The sequence below is a fragment of the Vibrio spartinae genome, from assembly GCF_024347135.1.
GTDB lineage: Bacteria > Pseudomonadota > Gammaproteobacteria > Enterobacterales > Vibrionaceae > Vibrio > Vibrio spartinae.
Genome location: NZ_AP024907.1, coordinates 1,089,928 through 1,109,438 on the forward strand (window position 1 = coordinate 1,089,928; position 19,511 = coordinate 1,109,438).

General features: G+C 45.8%; 12 protein-coding genes. 9 read left to right on the forward strand and 3 right to left on the reverse strand.

Annotation, left to right across the window (positions count from 1 at the left end):
* The first annotated feature begins 69 nt into the window (after nt 1–69).
* Complete coding sequence (gene rfaH / locus OCU60_RS05100; RefSeq protein ID WP_074374289.1) at nt 70–564, forward strand: transcription/translation regulatory transformer protein RfaH; 495 nt, start codon at nt 70–72, stop codon at nt 562–564.
* Nucleotides 565–669: 105 nt separating this feature from the next.
* Here the strand turns inward: rfaH and asnB are convergent, their stop codons facing one another.
* Together asnB and nagC are read right to left on the reverse strand one after the other, a co-directional pair.
* Entirely contained in the window at nt 670–2,334 is a 1,665-nt protein-coding gene (gene asnB, locus OCU60_RS05105; protein WP_074374089.1) for an asparagine synthase B, read from the reverse strand.
* A 272-nt stretch (nt 2,335–2,606) separates the two neighbouring features.
* Nucleotides 2,607–3,821 carry a DNA-binding transcriptional regulator NagC gene (gene nagC / locus OCU60_RS05110; RefSeq protein ID WP_074374288.1) on the reverse strand — a complete coding sequence of 405 codons (1,215 nt, stop codon included), beginning with the start codon at nt 3,819–3,821 and terminating at the stop codon, nt 2,607–2,609.
* Nucleotides 3,822–4,441: 620 nt separating this feature from the next.
* On the opposite strand from nagC, the gene glnS reads away from it, so the two are divergent.
* The 8 genes from glnS (at nt 4,442) to purF (ending at nt 17,987) form a co-directional block, all read left to right on the forward strand.
* Nucleotides 4,442–6,112, forward strand: a complete 1,671-nt coding sequence (gene glnS / locus OCU60_RS05115) for a glutamine--tRNA ligase (protein WP_074374088.1) — start codon at nt 4,442–4,444, stop codon at nt 6,110–6,112.
* Nucleotides 6,113–6,387: 275 nt separating this feature from the next.
* Nucleotides 6,388–12,030 (forward strand): FimV/HubP family polar landmark protein, encoded by a 5,643-nt coding sequence (locus OCU60_RS05120; protein ID WP_261854740.1) that lies wholly within the window; start codon nt 6,388–6,390, stop codon nt 12,028–12,030.
* A gap of 128 nt (nt 12,031–12,158) precedes the next feature.
* The gene (gene truA, locus OCU60_RS05125; RefSeq protein WP_074375029.1) at nt 12,159–12,962 is read left to right on the forward strand and encodes a tRNA pseudouridine(38-40) synthase TruA; all 804 of its coding nucleotides are present in this window, start codon (nt 12,159–12,161) and stop codon (nt 12,960–12,962) included.
* 162 nt (nt 12,963–13,124) lie between these two features.
* Nucleotides 13,125–14,039, forward strand: a complete 915-nt coding sequence (gene accD, locus OCU60_RS05130) for an acetyl-CoA carboxylase, carboxyltransferase subunit beta (RefSeq protein WP_074375026.1) — start codon at nt 13,125–13,127, stop codon at nt 14,037–14,039.
* 36 nt (nt 14,040–14,075) lie between these two features.
* A complete protein-coding gene (gene folC / locus OCU60_RS05135) occupies nt 14,076–15,338 on the forward strand; it encodes a bifunctional tetrahydrofolate synthase/dihydrofolate synthase (RefSeq protein WP_074375025.1) in 1,263 nt (420 codons plus the stop codon).
* A 6-nt stretch (nt 15,339–15,344) separates the two neighbouring features.
* A complete protein-coding gene (locus OCU60_RS05140) occupies nt 15,345–15,881 on the forward strand; it encodes an SPOR domain-containing protein (RefSeq protein ID WP_074375024.1) in 537 nt (178 codons plus the stop codon).
* A gap of 62 nt (nt 15,882–15,943) precedes the next feature.
* Entirely contained in the window at nt 15,944–16,435 is a 492-nt protein-coding gene (locus OCU60_RS05145; RefSeq protein ID WP_074375023.1) for a CvpA family protein, read from the forward strand.
* A 37-nt stretch (nt 16,436–16,472) separates the two neighbouring features.
* Nucleotides 16,473–17,987 (forward strand): amidophosphoribosyltransferase, encoded by a 1,515-nt coding sequence (gene purF / locus OCU60_RS05150; RefSeq protein WP_074375022.1) that lies wholly within the window; start codon nt 16,473–16,475, stop codon nt 17,985–17,987.
* Between the two features lie 195 nt (nt 17,988–18,182).
* Here purF and OCU60_RS05155 read toward each other — a convergent pair whose 3' ends face one another.
* Nucleotides 18,183–19,511 (reverse strand): Na+/H+ antiporter family protein, encoded by a 1,329-nt coding sequence (locus OCU60_RS05155; RefSeq protein WP_074375021.1) that lies wholly within the window; start codon nt 19,509–19,511, stop codon nt 18,183–18,185.

Here is a 19,511-nt window from a genome sequence, read left to right on the forward strand (position 1 = left end):
TTATTCATGTACCTTCAGTAAAACTGTTGCTAGGGTTTATGTATGGGGGATCAAAGAGGTTGTCAGGATATGAAGCAATGGTATTTACTGTATTGTAAGCGAGGAGAACAACAGCGGGCCAAATGCCATTTGGAAAATCAGGGGGTTGAATGCTATTACCCAGAGATAAAAGTCGAGAAGATTTTTCGGGGGAAAAAGCAAACCTTACTTGAGCCACTGTTTCCTTCTTATATGTTTGTTTGTTTTGACTATGAGAACGGTCCTAGTTTTGTTTCAGTCCGCTCGACGAGAGGGGTAGCTGATTTTATCCGTTTCGGACAGCACCCTAAAGAAGTGAGTGCAGCGTTGGTCGAGCACTTAAAAATATTAGAATCCGACCCTCAGGCTCTTCAGCAGAGTATGCCACAGCGAGGGCAGGTCATTCGGGTGAAAGGGGGCCAATTTGCCGGGATTGACGCTATTTATCAGGAATCGGATGGAGAAACGCGTTCGATTATGTTGGTGAAAATGATTAGTCAGACCATTGCAATGAGCTTTGATAATCGAGATCTAGAGCTGTCTTAGCCAGATTTTCTTGTTGAGGCTGTCAAAGTGTCATGACCATCATCATAAAAAACAGCAGGAGAAAATCCTGCTGTTTTTTTGTGACTGCTTACTGAGCGTCGAAACTCAGTAAGCTTCCTGGTGAACGTTTTTGATAGCGCGTCCGGATGGATCAATACAGTTTTTAAACGATTCGTCCCATTCAATGGCTTTGGCCGATGAACAGGCAACAGATGGGCCTCCCGGAACACATCTTGCCGCGGATTCGAGTGGGAAGAGTTCTTCAAAAATTTCCCGGTATACATAACCTTCTTTGGTCGTCGGCGTATTATAAGGGAAACGGAACTGCGCTGTTTCCATCTGTTGGTCGGTGACTTTTTCTTCTGCGACTGATTTGAGGGTATCAATCCAGCCGTAGCCGACACCATCTGAAAACTGTTCTTTCTGCCGCCAAGCAATTGAATCTGGCAGATAATGCTCAAAGCATTCACGCAAGATGTGTTTTTCCATTTTTCCGTTACCACACATCTTATCTTTCGGGTTTAAACGCATGGCAACATCAATAAACTCTTTATCCAAGAACGGGACACGTCCTTCGACACCCCACGCTGCCAGAGATTTGTTGGCCCGTGCGCAGTCGAACATGTTCAGCGCCAGTAGTTTGCGGACGGTTTCCTCATGGAATTCGCGAGCGTTCGGTGCTTTGTGGAAATAAAGATATCCCCCGAAAATTTCATCAGCGCCTTCACCGGAAAGTACCATTTTGATGCCCATCGCTTTGATTTTGCGTCCCATCAAAAACATCGGTGTCGATGCCCGAATGGTTGTTACATCGTATGTTTCAATATGGTAAATCACATCACGGATAGCATCCAAGCCTTCTTGAATGGTATAGGTCATTTCATGGTGAACTGTACCTATTTTTTCAGCAACTTCCCGGGCGGCTTTGAGATCCGGTGCACCTTCCAGACCAATTGCAAATGAGTGCAACTGAGGCCACCAAGCTGCCGACTGCTCATCGTCTTCAATCCGCATTGCAGCGAAGCGTTTCGCGACTGCGGAAGTAATGGATGAATCCAGTCCACCGGACAGCAGGACCCCGTAAGGAACGTCGGTCATGAGCTGGCGTTTGACCGCTGCTTCCAAAGCTTGAGCCAGCTGCTCTTTATCTGTCACATTATCTTCAACGGCACTATAGTCGTTCCAGTCGCGTATGTAGTAGCGGATCGGTTCTTGATCGGATGAACCGTAATAACAACCCGGAGGGAACTCGCTAATGGTTTTACAAACCGGAACCAATGCTTTCATTTCTGAGGCAACATAGTAGTTCCCATGCTCATCAACACCTTGATAGAGCGGAATAATACCAATGTGGTCACGACCGACTAAATACTGGTCTTTTTCCTCATCGTACAGGATGAAAGCGAAGATACCGTTGAGTTCTTCGAGTAAATCAGCCCCCATATCCTGATAAAGTGCCAGAATGACTTCACAATCTGAATCAGTCTGAAAATCATATTTGTCTTCGTAACGGGCTCTGATTTCTTTGTGGTTATAGATTTCACCGTTGACGGCAAGTATATGTTTTTTATTCGGGCTGTAGATTGGCTGAGCACCACTATTCAGACCAACGATTGCCAGTCTTTCATGTGCCAGAATTGCGTGATCTGATGTATAAATACCAGACCAGTCCGGACCACGGTGACGAAGTTTTTTGGACATTTCCAATGCCAGCGGACGTAGCTTCGATGCATCGCTTTTTATATCTAAGATGCCAAATATAGAACACATACTCATTCCCTTATGATTTTTGCTTTGATTGTTAATGTGCCACTTTTTTTAGAAAAGACAACCCTTGGTTGTATGGATTTTTATTAAAAATGGATTTGATGTGTATATTTTTTAATTTATATCTGCATTTATTAGATAATATTTAATTTTGAATACAATTTGGTTGATATTTGTTCAATGGCGAACGATTGATTTAGGGGATAACTTGCTGGGGGGAGGATAGAATAAGGTAACCCAACCAGATGGGTTACCTTGATCAATGAATGTTGTGATTACTCTTCGAGAAGTTTTTGGAGTAAAACCCCATTCAGCATTGCCCGTTTTATCATGGCAAATGCGGCAATCGATGGTTGCTTATAAACCTGCGAGGCCACAATAGGCAGGTTTTTATAGAATGCTTTCAGAGATTGATTCTGTACGTTGCGCTCGATAGCCGGAAAAATCAAATCTTGTGCCGTTGTGATATCCCCTGCAATGATAATTTTTTGCGGATTAAACAAGTTGACGGTGATAGCAACAGCCTTACCTAAATGATCACCCACTTTTAGCAAAGTTTGGCGTGCCAGTTCATCCCCCTGATTGGCATGATCACAGATCTCTTTAATTGTAATCTGCTCCAATTCAGAAAGTGTTGATTGATAGCCTTGGTTCAGAAACTGTCTGACCCGTTTAACGATTGCTGGGTTGGATGCCACGGTTTCCAGACATCCGAAATTCCCGCATTGACATTGTGCTCCCAATGGATCGATCTGGATATGACCAATTTCTCCGACATTTCGGTTGAATCCGAGAAAAATTCGACCATTGACGATCATCCCGGCCCCTGTTCCCCGACCGACACTGATCAAAATCGAATCCTGACAGTCCTGACTTGAGCCGAAATAGTGTTCTGCGAGGGCGAGCCCGCGGATATCATTGCCGATAAAACACTCGACGCCAAAGTGATTTTTGATGATATCTCCCATCGCGAGTTCATCAACATCGACATTGTGCATATATTCAACCACGCCCGTTTCTGGGTTAACCAGTCCGGGGAGAACGACACCAATAGCAATTAATTGTTGAATATAAGCTTGTTTCTCTCGGATGAAATGTCGAATATAGTGCAGCAACCCTTCAATGAGTTCTTTTTGATGCAGATATTGAAACTCATGATAATCGGAAACCATTTCGTTTCCGCCCAGATCATAAAGACTGATCTGAATGTAGTCGCGGCCTAGCCTGACAGCGACGGAATGAAAAGGAAGCACTTCAGTTTCAAGAGAGATAGCCCGGCGTCCTCCGGTCGATGCCTGTTGTGCGACTTCTTTAATGAGCCCTTTTTCCAACAGTTGACGGGTGATTTTAGTGACACTGGCAGGTGCTAACTGACTGATATCTGCAACCTGAATTCGAGAGATCGGGCCCTGTTGATCGATGAGCCGATACACAGCGGCACTATTAAGTTGTTTGACTAAATCTACATTACCTTTTTGCGTATCATTCATTTGCTTATGCTGCTCGTATTGCCCATTTTTTAATCTTGTCATCGGATTGTAAAAATTTTCATCGATGATAGCCTAACCACATACTCACGGTGTTTATTGTGTCGATTTGGTTGCGTGATGTCTATGGTACTTTTCTCTATACCGGCAGACAACGGCATATTCACTGAGTTTACTTGTACGATGATGGCTGGTGTTCAAGGCAGTTCGTTGTCTGAGACCAGAATTTCCTGCCAAAATGGTAATATACTGTCTTATCGCTAAAAATAAAGTCCTCTCCGGCTCGAAGCTGCGGGAGCTGTGGCATTGGTCACTAATCTTTCGCTATCGAAGTTTACTTTTTCGCAATATTGAGCGTATGTAAATGCACATTGTGATTGAACTTCTTGCGGTAACATCCAGAGTCAAAAACCAAAAATACCGCTTTATCAATGTAAAATGATCGATCTCAGGAAATAATCTTAAGAATATCCCGGAATCATATTGTGTAATCACAAAGAATTGTGGATCATTAGGGGTGTTAATTTTTATATCCTAACAGCAAAATTATTCGCGGTGTACTTGTCTGCATTCAAACAGATGAGTCACGCTCTTGAGAATACAAAATTATTGAGGTGTTATAGATGAGTGAAGCTGAGGCTCGTCCATCGAACTTTATCCGTCAGATTATTGATAAAGATTTGGCGGAAGGCAAACATACCAGTGTGCATACCCGATTCCCACCAGAGCCGAATGGCTATATTCATATCGGACATGCTAAGTCAATTTGTTTGAATTTCGGTATTGCTCAGGATTATCAGGGCCAGTGTAACTTACGTTTTGATGATACAAACCCGGAAAAAGAGAACATCGAATATGTTGAATCGATTAAGAAAGACGTCAACTGGTTAGGGTTCCGATGGGCTGGCGAGGTGTGCTATTCATCTAATTATTTTGATCAATTGTATCATTATGCTATTGAATTAATTGAGAAAGGACTGGCTTATGTTGAAGAGCTGACGCCAGAGCAAATCCGTGAGTATCGGGGAAACTTGACTCATCCGGGAAAAGAAAGTCCTTATCGTGATCGCAGTGCTGAAGAAAACCTCGCGTTGTTTGAAAAAATGCGCACCGGTGGATTTCAGGAAGGTGAAGCTTGTTTGCGTGCCAAAATCGATATGGCTTCTCCTTTTATCGTTTTACGTGATCCGGTTTTATACCGAGTTCGTTTTGCTGATCATCACCAGACCGGTGATCAATGGTGCATCTATCCGATGTACGACTTTACTCACTGTATTTCGGATGCATTGGAAGGCATTACTCACTCTCTGTGCACCCTGGAGTTTCAAGATAACCGACGTTTGTATGATTGGGTATTGGATAACATCACCATTTCCTGCCGTCCGAGACAGTATGAGTTCAGTCGCTTAAACCTTGAATATACTGTGATGTCGAAACGGAAGTTGAATCAATTAGTGTCTGAGAAGTTCGTTTCAGGGTGGGATGATCCACGGATGCCAACCATTTCCGGTTTGCGTCGTCGCGGATTTACCCCCACATCAATTCGTGAATTCTGTAAACGTATCGGTGTGACGAAACAAGACAATATGATTGAATTTAGTTCGTTAGAGTCTTGTATTCGTGATGACCTGAATGAAAATTCGCCCAGAGCCATGGCGGTGTTGGATCCTGTCAAAGTTGTGATTGAAAATTATGACGCTGACTCCGTGGAGATGCTGGACGTCGCCAACCATCCGAATAAGCCTGAGATGGGGAGTCGCCAAGTTGCTTTTAGTCGGGAAATCTGGATTGAACGTGAAGATTTTCGTGAAGAAGCAAATAAGAAATATAAACGTCTTGTTCTTGGTAAAGAAGTCCGTTTACGTGGTGCTTATGTGATTAAAGCTGAGCGGATTGAGAAAGATAGCGCGGGTGACATTACCACGATTTACTGTACTTACGATGCCGATACTCTGGGGAAAAACCCAGCGGATGGCCGAAAAGTCAAAGGTGTCATTCACTGGGTTTCCGTCAATCAAGGTGTTCCTGCTGAATTTCGGTTGTATGATCGGCTCTTCTCGGTTGCCAACCCAGCAGCAGCAGATGATTTTACGCAAGTTCTGAATCCTGAATCTCTGATTCGCCAGCAAGGTTTTGTGGAAGCGAGTTTAGCTGCAGCTCAACCGGAATTTGGTTATCAGTTTGAACGCATCGGTTATTTTTGTGCAGATAATCGCGATTCTTCAGTCGAATCATTGGTTTTTAACCGAACTGTCGGTTTGAGAGACACTTGGGCGAAGATTGAAGCAGCCTGATATGCTTTGATGAATAAGGGAAAGCCAGCAATTTGCTGGCTTTTTACTGTTCAAATCATGCCGTTGTGACGACTTCAACTACTTCTGTCTCATGCCATTTGAGTGCGGGTGGGGAACCCGTAGTGAATTAGAAAAGTGGAAAATGTGTGAGATGCGCGCAATTATTGTAGGGAAAACAGTTTTTTTCCGGATAACCTATAGTTTTGCTGGTGTAATCCGATATATTTAACAGATTATTAAATTTACTATTACCTAAGCACATAGCTGAGCTTTATATGCGTCAATTTTTAAAACGTCTGTTGTTACCATTTGCAATAGCAGTCGTGGGTCAGGTTTTTCTTGTTCATGCAGAAGGTATTCGTCTGCTTGGGCCAACAGGTCAGGTGCAGTCATCACCCCAATATAGTGAAGCGGTGAGGTCTTCTGCTGCGCAATCAAATAATGAGCCTTCAAAATTTTATGGTCCCACTTCCGCAACAGAAACATTATGGTCTATTGCCTCAAAGCTCAGACCATCAAATCAAGTTACCGTTCAGCAAACGCTGCTTGCTCTCTATCAGTTAAATCCAGAATCATTTGAACAGCAGAATATTCACAGCTTAATGCCGGGAAGTCGGTTACGCATTCCATCTCTCGCTCAGATTCGGAGTGTGACAACTGAAGAAGCGACACGGGTCATGCAGGCTCATCAGCAACGGTTAGATCAGGCTAGTCGTCTCGCAGCAACCGCTTCATCGTCAGCGGCAAGAGCTCGCCCTGTGAAACCACCGGAGCCTGCATCTGTCAAAGCAGACACGCCACCGGCAGCACAACCTGATACGAAGCCAGCGCAGCAGACCGGTACTCAGCAAGTGAGTCCGGCGACAGAGAATATCATCCCGTCAGAACAGCCAGCTCAGACAGAAGCGCCTCAGAGCGTGCTGTCATTTTCTTCATCAGATGCGACAGGAACAGGCTCAGAAATTCTGGCCCTTGAAGAGAAAAACCACCGTTTAACACTCATGTTGTCAAAAGTGCAGTCAGAAGTGAGTGATCTGAAGAATGAACTGGGCGATGAAAATAAAGTTCGGACTGAAGTTGAAAAACTGCTGGCTGAAGAGCGCAGAAAACGTGCGGAAGCGGAGCGGATGGCTCCCACATCACTAGACAAACTATTGTCAAATTGGTGGACGGTCGGTGCGCTCGCGCTTATTCCCGGATTATTGATTGCGTTACTGGTCATGTGGTTAGTCGGTCGGAGAAGAAAATCGGATACGACGGCTGATGCATCAACTGAAATGAAGGATGTGAGTGATAAACCGATTAGTATCGGGGATGCTGCCGAAGGCAGTGATCAAGATGATGAACTTGATGACCTGTCACTTGACGATGATCTGTTTAGCACGACCAACCTTGAAGTAGAAGAGAATGAGGCTCAGGACGAAGCCGATGTTGATGATGTCTTTGCTGAACTCGACGATGTCGATCTTGATTTGGATCTGGGGGATGAAAGTGAGGAAGATCTGTTTGCCAGCATCGATGATGATGGTGACTTAGTTGATACGGACCTCGATAGTGATTTCTCTGCGAGTGCAAACGGCATTAGCGTCAACAGCGAAGATAAAGCGGTCGGTTTGGAAGAAATGGAGCGTGCGCTTGAGGATGCGTCTCTTGGTGCGGATGATGAAGAACAGGATGAGGATTTTGATCTTTCCAGTGACGATCAAGTCGGGATGTCCCAAGACGAAATTGAGACGTTGTTGGATGGTGACGCACTTGAAGATGATTTGGATACAGAGCTTGATCAATCCATGCTCGATGATTTATTGGCAGAAGAGCAAGATGATGAGTTCGATCTAGGCGATGTCGGTGTTGCCTCTGATAGCGATCTGGAAGCTTTATTTGACAGTATTGAGCAACAGGCTGATCTGGAGCAATTAGAAGCAAATAGTCAGGATGATTCATTCTTAGATGAAGCATTTGATACTGGCGCATTTGACACACTCGATACGTCCGAAGATGAATCAGAAAATGTGACAGATGAAACGACCGCGCTGCTGGATGAGTTACTGGATGAATCGGATGGCACAGACGACGAACTGAATTGGGATAAAGAGTTAGAAGATCTCGGGGGCTCAGACTTAGACGATGAGAGTGATGATGACCCGTTTGATTTTGATACGCTCGAGCTTGATGAAGATTTGGAAGCCGATACTGAACTCGGTGAAGCCGATACGACTCCGATTGATGATGGGACTGAGTTATTTGATGAATTACTAGAAATTGAACAGCACGGTATCGAGGAAGATGATGATTTTAACCGTGAAGGGTTTATTGATGATCTGATTAGTTCCGCACCGGATAAAGACCCGTTATTAGATGCAGTCGATTTTGAAGCATCTGTCTCAGCAGAAGCACCGGAAGAAGACTCGAACGATTTTGATTTCAATCCTGAAATTGAAGGAAGTGAACAGGTTGATGAAGATGATTCTGTTGCGGCGAATGAATTTGGGGTTCCGCAAGATACTGATTGGGATATTGAGGAAGAACAAGAACCGTCTTCAGCATTGACATCGGATGATGAGGAAGTCACTGAGTCTGAGTTCCCTGAATTTGATGAAACGGCCACATTGAGTGAATCCGATACATCGCCCGCTGATACGGAAGATTCAGGGCTGAGTGACTCAGCGATGACCTCTGAGATTGATTCTGACATTGATTCCGATATCGACCAGCCAAGTGAGATGCCTGAATCATCGGCAGATGCGCCAGTCATCGAAGCAGATGATGTCGCTGAAGCGGGCATCGAGACAGAGCAAGATATTGAGCCGGAAGCAACGCAAGCTGAAGCCACAGCGGAGCAACCGGAGAGCGATGATCTATCCGATTTTATCGATGATGACGTATTCCCTGAGCTCGATGAAACGGCCTTACTGAGTGAATCCGATACATCGCCCGCTGATACAGAAGATTCAGTGCTGAGTGACTCAGAAATGACCTCTGAGATTGATTCTGACATTGATTCCGATATCGACCAGCCAAGTGAGATGCCTGAATCATCGGCAGATGTGCCAGTCATCGAAGCAGATGATGTCGCTGAAGCGGGCATCGAGACAGAGCAAGATATTGAGCCGGAAGCAACGCAAGCTGAAACCACAGTGGAGCAACCGGAGAGTGATGACCTATCCGATTTTATCGATGATGACGTATTCCCTGAGCTCGATGAAACGGCCGTACTGAGTGAATCCGATACATCGCCCGCTGATACAGAAGATTCAGTGCTGAGTGACTCAGAAATGACCTCTGAGATTGATTCTGACATTGATTCCGATATCGACCAGCCAAGTGAGATGCCTGAATCATCGGCAGATGTGCCAGTCATCGAAGCAGATGATGTCACTGAAGCGGGCATCGAGACAGAGCAAGATATTGAGCCGGAAGCAACGCAAGCTGAAGCCACAGTGGAGCAACCGGAGAGTGATGACTTATCCGGTTTTATCGATGATGACGTATTCCCTGAGCTCGATGAAACGGCCACATTGAGTGAATCCGATACATCGCCCGCTGATACAGAAGATTCAGTGCTGAGTGACTCAGAAATGACCTCTGAGATTGATTCTGACATTGATTCCGATATCGACCAGCCAAGTGAGATGCCTGAATCATCGGCAGATGTGCCAGTCATCGAAGCAGATGATGTCACTGAAGCGGGCATCGAGACAGAGCAAGATATTGAGCCGGAAGCAACGCAAGCTGAAGCCACAGTGGAGCAACCGGAGAGTGATGACTTATCCGGTTTTATCGATGATGACGTATTCCCTGAGCTCGATGAAACGGCCACATTGAGTGAATCCGATACATCGCCCGCTGATACAGAAGATTCAGTGCTGAGTGACTCAGAAATGACCTCTGAGATTGATTCTGACATTGATTCCGATATCGACCAGCCAAGTGAGATGCCTGAATCATCGGCAGATGTGCCAGTCATCGAAGCAGATGATGTCGCTGAAGCGGGCATCGAGACAGAGCAAGATATTGAGCCGGAAGCAACGCAAGCTGAAGCCGCTGTGAAGCAACCGGAGAGTGATGACCTATCCGATTTTATCGATGATGACGTATTCCCTGAGCTCGATGAAACGGCCACATTGAGTGAATCCGATACATCGCCCGCTGATACAGAAGGTTCAGTGCTGAGTGACTCAGAAATGACCTCTGAGATTGATTCTGACATTGATTCCGATATCGACCAGCCAAGTGAGATGCCTGAATCATCGGCAGATGTGCCAGTCATCGAAGCAGATGATGTCGCTGAAGCGGGCATCGAGACAGAGCAAGAAATTGAGCCGGAAGCAACGCAAGCTGAAGCCGCTGTGGAGCAACCGGAGAGTGATGACTTATCCGATTTTATCGATGATGACGCGTTACCAGAATTCGACGAAACGGCCGCATTGGGTGAATCTGACACATCGCCCGCTGACGCGGATGAGTTAGTATCCGAGCAACCGGAGAGTGATGACTTATCCGAGTTTATCGATGATGACGCGTTACCAGAATTCGACGAAACGGCCGCATTGGGTGAATCTGACACATCGCCCGCCGACGCGGATGAGTTAGTATCCGAGCAACCGGAGAGTGATGACTTATCCGATTTTATCGATGATGACGCGTTACCAGAATTCGACGAAACGGCCGCATTGGGTGAATCTGACACATCGCCCGCCGACGCGGATGAGTTAGTATCCGAGCAACCGGAGAGTGATGACTTATCCGAGTTTATCGATGATGACGCGTTACCAGAATTCGACGAAACGGCCGCATTGGGTGAATCTGACACATCGCCCGCCGACGCGGATGAGTTAGTATCCGAGCAACCGGAGAGTGATGACCTATCCGAGTTTATCGATGATGACGCGTTACCAGAATTCGACGAAACGGCCGCATTGGGTGAATTTGATATATCGCCCGCCGACGCGGATGAGTTAGTATCCGAGCAACCGGAGAGTGATGACCTATCCGAGTTTATCGATGATGACGCGTTACCAGAATTCGACGAAACGGCCGCATTGGGTGAATCTGACACATCGCCCGCCGACGCGGATGAGTTAGTATCCGAGCAACCGGAGAGTGATGACTTATCCGATTTTATCGATGATGACGCGTTACCAGAATTCGACGAAACGGCCGCATTGGGTGAATCTGACACATCGCCCGCCGACGCGGATGCATCCGAAATGGCATCAGACGTTGCTCCAGAAACTGATTTAACCACCGAGTCTTCTGATTTTGTGGATGAAGAGGCTGGTCTTAAGTCTTTCCCGAAAGCTTCTCTTGATGAAGATGCACTGGGTGCGCTGTTGGATGAAAATGCTGAGCCGGAGCAGTATGTTTTTGAGCCAAGTCTAGATGCAGATCGGATTGCCAGCGCGGGGATGGATTTTGAGTCGATGCTGAGTATGGGAGGAGAAGATTGGAATGGCTTCAAGCTTTCTCCGGAACAACAGGCGTCGATTCCTGATGAAGTACCGGAAGAGGAGCTGGATGTTTGGCGAAGTGAAAATCAAACACACGAACCTCAGGCTGATTCGGAAGATTGGGAAGTTCAGGATGACTTATTCTATAACGAGTCTGGACAGCCGCGTCATTTAACAATTGATGAGCTGATGTCTCAAGTTGAAGGAAATGCACATCCTTTTGAAGACGTCGACCTTAAACTGGATGTCGGGTTAAATGAGTTCCCGGATGTTATCGGAGATATCACGAATGTTGATGTTGACAGCAATGCGGAAGCCGCAGGAAAGCTGGATCTCGCGAAGATTTATATCGAAATGAATGATGAAGCAGGCGCGGTGAAGTTGCTGGAAGAAGCAATTGTTGATGGGAATGATGATATTCGTCAGGCTGCAAAACGCTTGATTGACGAGCTGAGTCGCAGAAGTTAATTGGTGGGGCTGCGAATGACTCCCATATTGTTCTCTATAGAGATCCAAGCGATATCGCTTGTTGTTGATTAGAATTTTTTCTAATTTGCGATTATACTGCCGACCCTGTTTGACAAGAGAAGTAGATGATGAGAATCGCTTTAGGTGTTGAGTATCATGGCGCTCATTATTATGGCTGGCAGCGGCAGCGAGAAGTTCCTAGTGTTCAGGAAGCTTTGGAAAAAGCACTGAGCCAAGTCGCGAATCATCCGATAGCGGTTCAGTGTGCCGGGCGAACTGATGCAGGTGTTCACGGTACGGGACAAGTTGTCCATTTTGATACCGAGGCTCAGCGAAAAACGGCAGCATGGACGATGGGTACGAATGCGAATTTACCCCAAGATATTGCTGTACGATGGGCACAGGAAGTTCCGGATTCGTTTCATGCGCGTTTTTCAGCGACAGCGCGGCGTTATCGGTATGTGATATACAATGATAATTTGCGACCCGGCATTTTGTCGGCTGGTGTCAGTCATTATCATGGTGATTTATGTGTCGAAAGGATGCACCAAGCCGGGCAGTTGTTACTGGGGGAAAATGATTTTACCTCCTTCAGAGCCGTACATTGCCAATCTCGCAGCCCGTGGCGGAATGTTATGCATTTGCAAGTTACTCGCCACAATCGTTATGTTGTGATTGACATTAAGGCCAATGCGTTTGTACACCATATGGTCAGAAATATCGCGGGGAGCTTAATTGCTGTCGGCAGAGGAGAGCAGGAGCCTGAATGGATTCAATGGCTATTGGCAGCTAAAGATCGGAAACTTGCGGCTGCAACAGCAAAAGCAGAGGGACTTTATTTGGTTGAAGTCGAGTACCCACAAGCATTCAATCTACCGGAGCAACCTGTTGGTCCGTTATTTTTACCTGATACATTGAACGAATCGCGTTAGTCAGATTCGAATCATGAGATCAGATTGTTGTAACGTCGTTTCACGAAGGTACAACCAGTTTTTTATCAACATGCAGAGGTTTATGTGATTTAATCCTTTGGGTGTTTATTGTCGAATAATTTTCTCTTGCTGTTGCAAGGGAGGGGAGTAAGGGTCTTCCACATGAGTTGGCTTGAAAGAATTTTAGAGAAAAGCAATATTGTCAGTTCGCGAAAAGCATCGATTCCTGAAGGTGTTTGGACAAAATGTACGTCTTGTGAACAAGTCCTTTATTATGCTGAGTTAGAACGTAATTTAGAGGTTTGTCCAAAGTGTAATCATCATATGCGGATGAGTGCTCGTCGTCGTCTGGGAAAGTTTCTTGATGAAAATAACCGTCAAGAAATCGGTGAGACGCTGGAGCCACAGGACAAATTAAAATTTAAAGATTCAAAACGTTATAAAGATCGGCTTGCCGCAGCGCAGAAAGCGAGTGGTGAGAAAGATGCCTTGGTCGTCATGAAAGGTGAGCTTTACGGCTATCCTCTCGTCGCTTGTGCATTCGAGTTTTCCTTTATGGCGGGTTCAATGGGATCAGTCGTTGGAGCACGCTTTGTGAAAGCTGTAGAAGCCGCGATCGAAGCCAAGTGTGGTTTGATCTGTTTCTCTGCCAGTGGTGGTGCCCGAATGCAAGAGGCGTTAATGTCTCTGATGCAAATGGCGAAAACCAGTGCTGCGTTGGAACGTCTATCCGTAAATGGCTTACCGTTTATCTCGGTGATGACTGACCCGACCATGGGCGGCGTCTCTGCAAGCTTGGCGATGCTCGGTGATATTAATATTGGCGAGCCGAAAGCGGTCATTGGTTTTGCCGGTCGTCGAGTCATTGAACAGACGGTACGTGAAGATCTGCCTGAGGGCTTCCAGCGTAGTGAGTTTCTATTGGAGCACGGCGCGATTGATATGATTGTTGATCGTCGTGAAATGCGGTCTCAGATTGCGAGCTTGTTGGGTAAGATGATGAATTACCCAGCACAGGCAACAGAATCCGGAAATGAGAGCACTTATGCGGTACCAGAAGCCGAGAAAAAAGAGTAAAGTAGTTCTCCCATATCTCAATACTATGCTTGTTTAATGAGTCAGAACGCTATGCCACAAGCCACATCTTCGTTATCGATGTGGCTTGATTATTTATCCAGTATCCATCATTCATCCATAGATTTAGGCCTTGATCGTGTTCAGGTCGTGGCTCAGAGAGCCAACCTTTTAAAACCTGCACCAACCATCATTACGGTTGCTGGCACGAATGGTAAAGGTTCTACCTGCGCGATTCTTGAAGCTATCCTGCTTGCAGCAGGGTACTCGGTGGGCGTCTATAGTTCTCCACATCTTATCTGTTATAACGAACGTGTCCGGATCAACGGCAAAGTATTAGCCGATGACAACCATACGCGCGCGTTTGATTTCATCGAAAAACAGCGAGGCACAACGAGTCTGAGCTTTTTTGAGTTCGGGACTCTGGCTGCATTACGGTTACTGCAAGAAGCGCAAGTCGATGTCGCGATCCTCGAAGTCGGCTTGGGGGGGCGGTTAGATGCGACCAATGTTGTTGAGCATGATGTTTCGGTCGTCACGAGTCTGGCCATCGACCATATTGACTGGTTGGGGGATGATTTGGGGCAGATCGGGCACGAGAAAGCGGGGATTTTTCGTGCTGGTCAGCCAGCGGTATGCGGTGAGCCGCATCCACCAGCGACCGTTGCCGCCTATGCTGATGAAATCGGTGCGGAATTCTTTCAGATCGGTATTCAATTTAATTATCAGGTTGCAGAAGATGTATGGCATTGGCAGCATGGTGCTTTTGATCTCCGTGACTTACCGAAGCCGCAATTACCGTTACCCAATGCTGCAACTGCTTTGATGGCGCTTGGATGTGCAGGACTCGATATCAGCGATATGGATATTGTTGAGGGATTAAAGAGTGCCTCTCTGCCTGGCAGAATGCAACTGATTAGCCAGCAGCCAGTGATTATGCTTGATGTTGCTCATAATCCACATTCTGCCCAATATTTGACATCACATATGAAGCAGCGTTTCTCGGACAAGAAAATTCATCTGGTCATTGGCATGTTACATGATAAAGATATTCAGGAAACGATCACTGCTTTATCATCGGTTGTTGATCATTGGTATCCTGCTTCTCTGACAGGGCCTCGGGCGGCTTTTGCCAGCGAGTTAAATCGCTATATTCCCGTTCCGAGCCAAACCTATGAATCACCCGTTCAGGCTTTTAAAGCTGCGATGACACGAGCCAATGAAAATGATGCCATTATCGTCGCGGGGTCGTTCCACACGGTTGGAGAAGTTTTGGATTTTTGGAATAAACGAGGGGTGTAAACAGAGATGGCAAGTCGATTCCAAAGTCGTTTAGTTGGAACCGTTATATTGGTTGCACTTGGTGTCATTATTCTTCCGGATATTCTGGATGGACAAAAATCACACTACAAAGAAGATGTTGCCAGTATTCCACTGAAGCCCGATGTTGATCAAAACACGGAACAGTACCAAATTTTAGAGCCGGAAACCGATCAACTTTCCTTACCTGATTCACCAGTTACTGTGAATGAAAACGCGAATAAGGCATCATCGAATGATGCTGTTCCGGTTCAAGTTCAGGCATCATCTGAGTCAGAGGACTTTCAGAGCAGTGGTTGGATTATTCAATTGATGGCACTCAAGAATAGCGACAATGCGAAAAAGCTTGTGGCAGATTTGCAAAAACGGGGTTACCAAGCACACACCAAACAAGAAAATGGTTATACACGCGTGATTATCGGACCTGATGTGTCAAAAAGCAAAATGGAAAGACAACTGGCTGAATTGAAAAAAATTACCGGAGCAAAGGGTCAATTGCTCAAATTTAAGCCGTTAAATCCGTAAGAAAACGTTTGCGTCGTCATTTTTTCTGTTAAAATGCGCGCCATCTTAGAATGAGTGAATGTATGAACTGGTTAGATATTGTCATTTTAAGTGTGATTGCCCTGTCGGCATTGATCAGCCTGATTCGTGGTTTTGCGAAAGAGGCATTGTCGCTGGCGACTTGGCTGCTTGCATTTTTTATTGCAAGTCACTACTACCCAAAGTTGGCTGTTTATTATTCGAATATTCAGGATGACATGTTCCGTAATGGTGCCGCGATTGCGACGTTGTTTATTGCAACATTAATCGTTGGGGCGTTGGTGAATTATGTTATTGCCCAGCTTGTACAAAAAACAGGGCTTTCAGGGACTGATCGGGTTCTTGGTGTGGTGTTTGGCGGACTCCGAGGTGTTCTGATCATTGCCGCAGTCCTGTTTTTTATGGATGCGTTTACCGCGTTTCCAAGTTCAAAATGGTGGGAAAACTCACAATTGGTGCCACAGTTTCGGTGGATTATTGTGCAGTTTTTCGAACATTTGAAAACATCATCTAGTTTTCTGACCGGTACGGTCTAAACCGGCCGGTATAATGTCGCAAATCGAGGATTAAGACATGTGTGGTATTGTTGGAATTGTTGGTTCAACGCCTGTCAACCAGTCCATCTATGATGCTTTGACCGTGTTACAGCATCGCGGCCAAGATGCCGCGGGTATTTGTACCATAGATAGCAATCGTTTTCGTCTGCGTAAGGCAAACGGATTGGTTACAGATGTATTTGCTGCAAAGCATATGCAACGCCTTCAAGGAACGGTTGGCATCGGACATGCCCGTTATCCGACAGCGGGGAGTTCAAGTGCATCCGAGGCGCAGCCTTTTTATGTCAATTCCCCCTTTGGTATCACACTGGCTCATAACGGTAATCTAACCAATGCCCAGTATGTTCGAGATAAGCTGTTTGAGAAAGATCGTCGCCATGTCAACACGACGTCTGACTCTGAGGTGCTGTTGAATGTTCTGGCACATGAAATAGATACGGTTAAAGGGAATGTAACCGCAGAAGATGTCTTCAGAGCGGTTACCAGGGTGCATCGTTCGATTAAAGGGGCTTATGCTGTTGTTGCGATGATTATCGGTCATGGCATGATTGCGTTCCGGGATCCAAATGGTATTCGTCCACTGTGTTTGGGTAAACGCGATGTCGGTGGCCGAACTGAGTATATGGTTGCATCTGAGTCTGTTGCATTGGATACGATTGGATTTGAGTTTATGCGGGATGTCGCCCCGGGTGAGGCAATCTACATCACCTTTGAAGGTGAGCTTTACACACATCAGTGTGCTGATAATCCTCAACTGAACCCATGTATTTTTGAATTCGTTTATTTTGCTCGTCCTGATTCTTTCATCGACCAAATTTCTGTCTATAGTGCACGGGTCGAAATGGGCAAAAAACTGGGTGAGCGAATTCAACAGGATTATGCAGATCTTGATATTGATGTTGTGATTCCGATTCCTGAAACCTCTTGTGATATTGCCCTGCAAATCGCCCAGGCATTAGATAAGCCATATCGTCAGGGATTTGTCAAAAACCGCTATGTCGGCCGGACATTTATTATGCCGGGTCAACAACAACGTCGCAAGTCAGTGCGCAGAAAGCTCAATGCGATTCGTTCTGAATTTAAAGATAAGAATGTATTGTTGGTCGATGATTCGATTGTCCGAGGTACAACATCAGAACAGATTATCGAAATGGCTCGTGATTCCGGCGCCAAAAAAGTCTATATGGTTTCTGCTGCTCCGGAAATTCGTTTCCCGAATGTTTACGGGATCGATATGCCAAGTGCCAATGAGCTCATTGCTCACGGCCGGGATAATGAATCCATCTGCCGTCAAATCGGTGCGGATGCATTGATTTTCCAGACGATTGAAGATCTTGTCAGTGCTGTTGGTATCGGGAATCCGAATATCAGTCGCTTTGAAACCTCGGTCTTTAATGGTGAGTACGTAACCGGTGATATTGATCAAGCTTATCTGGACTATCTGGACGCGATGAGAAACGATGACACCAAAGAGCAGAGAGAGATTCAACAAGAGTTGGCAAGTCTTGAACTCTATAATGAAGAAAATTGAGCATCTCACGCTTTGTTAATCGTGACTTGTTAACAGTAACGACATTCTGTCAACAGTCACGACATCCGGTTCAGAATAAGAATTGAGTCATAAGCGTTGGTCTGTTGACCCAATGATTAAAAAAGGCTTCCGTGAGGAAGCCTTTTTTATGGGATTTATATTGAATCATTCAGTGCGATAGCGTTGATGATGTCATTACAGAACCATCGCGGCAATCCAGCCGAAGATAATTAGAGGGATATTATAGTGAATAAACGTGGGAACAACGGTTTCCCAGATGTGTTCGTGCTGTCCGTCTGCATTGAGACCGGATGTCGGACCAAGTGTTGAATCAGACGCCGGAGAGCCAGCATCGCCTAATGCTGCGGCCGTACCAACTAATGCGATTGTTGCCATCGGTGAGAAACCGAAAGCTGCCGCCAGTGGGACATAGATCGTTGCAATAATGGGAATCGTCGAAAATGAAGAGCCGATCCCCATGGTGACTAATAGGCCGACAATCAGCATCAGTAAGGCTGCTAACGGCTTATTGTCCCCAATACTATGAGAGAGTGAGGCGACGAGCGATTCGACACCGCCTGTCTGTTTCATCACTGCGGCAAAGCCAGCGGCTGCAATCATGATGAAACCGATCATTGCCATCATATGAACCCCTTTGGTAAAGACATCATGAGTCTCTTTCCAAGCGATAACCCCACCAAAAGTAAACACCATAAAGCCGGTGAGTGCACCAATAATCATCGAGCCAGTGAACAACTGCACGCTGAGGGCTGCAATAATGCCGATAGCTGCCGTCAGAATATATCGACCATTAATTTTATGCTCTGGATTGTGATGAACCTCAGTCAGTTCAGTTTTACGGTATTCTCTGGGTTTGCGATAACTAAAGAAAATTGCAATTAAAAGTCCAAAGATCATGCCTGTACCGGGGAGTAACATCGCGGTTGGGATCTGGCTTGCTGTGATATTGGCCAAACCATTCTCTTGGATATTTCTCAGGAGAATATCTTTTAAGAAAATCCCCCCGAAACCAATAGGAAGAACCATATAAGGTGTTATGAGGCCAAATGTGAGAATACAGGCAATCAGACGGCGATCTAATTTGAGTTTGGCAAAAACTCCCAATAGCGGCGGAATCAGAATAGGAATAAATGCAATATGGACCGGAATGATGTTCTGGGAAGACATGGTGACCAGAATAAGTGCGAGCAGAATGGCATATTTCAAGCCGGTTTGCGTTTCCTGTTGTTCTTTGCCATGAATTTTTCGAATGACAGTATGAGCGACTAGATCGGTCAGGCCGGATTTAGAGATGGCGACAGCAAATGCACCGAGCATGGCATAACTGAGTGCGATAGTCGCACCACCACCAAGACCACTTTCAAACGCAGCGACTGACTCGTTCAGACTCATGCCTGAAACGAGTCCACCAATGATTGCACTAAATGTCAGTGCGACGACAACGTTCACACGAAGCAGTGCCAGTATCAGCATGATACAGACTGAAATAACGACAGGGTTCAT

What these genes read in the sequence shown, in the direction of transcription:
- truA (WP_074375029.1), top strand. Translation starts at nt 12,159, where the DNA reads ATGAGAATCGCTTTAGGTGTTGAGTATCATGGCGCTCATTATTATGGC.
- nagC (WP_074374288.1), bottom strand. Translation starts at nt 3,821, where the DNA reads ATGAATGATACGCAAAAAGGTAATGTAGATTTAGTCAAACAACTTAAT.
- OCU60_RS05155 (WP_074375021.1), bottom strand. Translation starts at nt 19,511, where the DNA reads ATGAACCCTGTCGTTATTTCAGTCTGTATCATGCTGATACTGGCACTG.
- glnS (WP_074374088.1), top strand. Translation starts at nt 4,442, where the DNA reads ATGAGTGAAGCTGAGGCTCGTCCATCGAACTTTATCCGTCAGATTATT.
- rfaH (WP_074374289.1), top strand. Translation starts at nt 70, where the DNA reads ATGAAGCAATGGTATTTACTGTATTGTAAGCGAGGAGAACAACAGCGG.
- asnB (WP_074374089.1), bottom strand. Translation starts at nt 2,334, where the DNA reads ATGTGTTCTATATTTGGCATCTTAGATATAAAAAGCGATGCATCGAAG.
- folC (WP_074375025.1), top strand. Translation starts at nt 14,076, where the DNA reads ATGAGTCAGAACGCTATGCCACAAGCCACATCTTCGTTATCGATGTGG.
- purF (WP_074375022.1), top strand. Translation starts at nt 16,473, where the DNA reads ATGTGTGGTATTGTTGGAATTGTTGGTTCAACGCCTGTCAACCAGTCC.
- OCU60_RS05145 (WP_074375023.1), top strand. Translation starts at nt 15,944, where the DNA reads ATGAACTGGTTAGATATTGTCATTTTAAGTGTGATTGCCCTGTCGGCA.
- accD (WP_074375026.1), top strand. Translation starts at nt 13,125, where the DNA reads ATGAGTTGGCTTGAAAGAATTTTAGAGAAAAGCAATATTGTCAGTTCG.
- OCU60_RS05140 (WP_074375024.1), top strand. Translation starts at nt 15,345, where the DNA reads ATGGCAAGTCGATTCCAAAGTCGTTTAGTTGGAACCGTTATATTGGTT.
- OCU60_RS05120 (WP_261854740.1), top strand. Translation starts at nt 6,388, where the DNA reads ATGCGTCAATTTTTAAAACGTCTGTTGTTACCATTTGCAATAGCAGTC.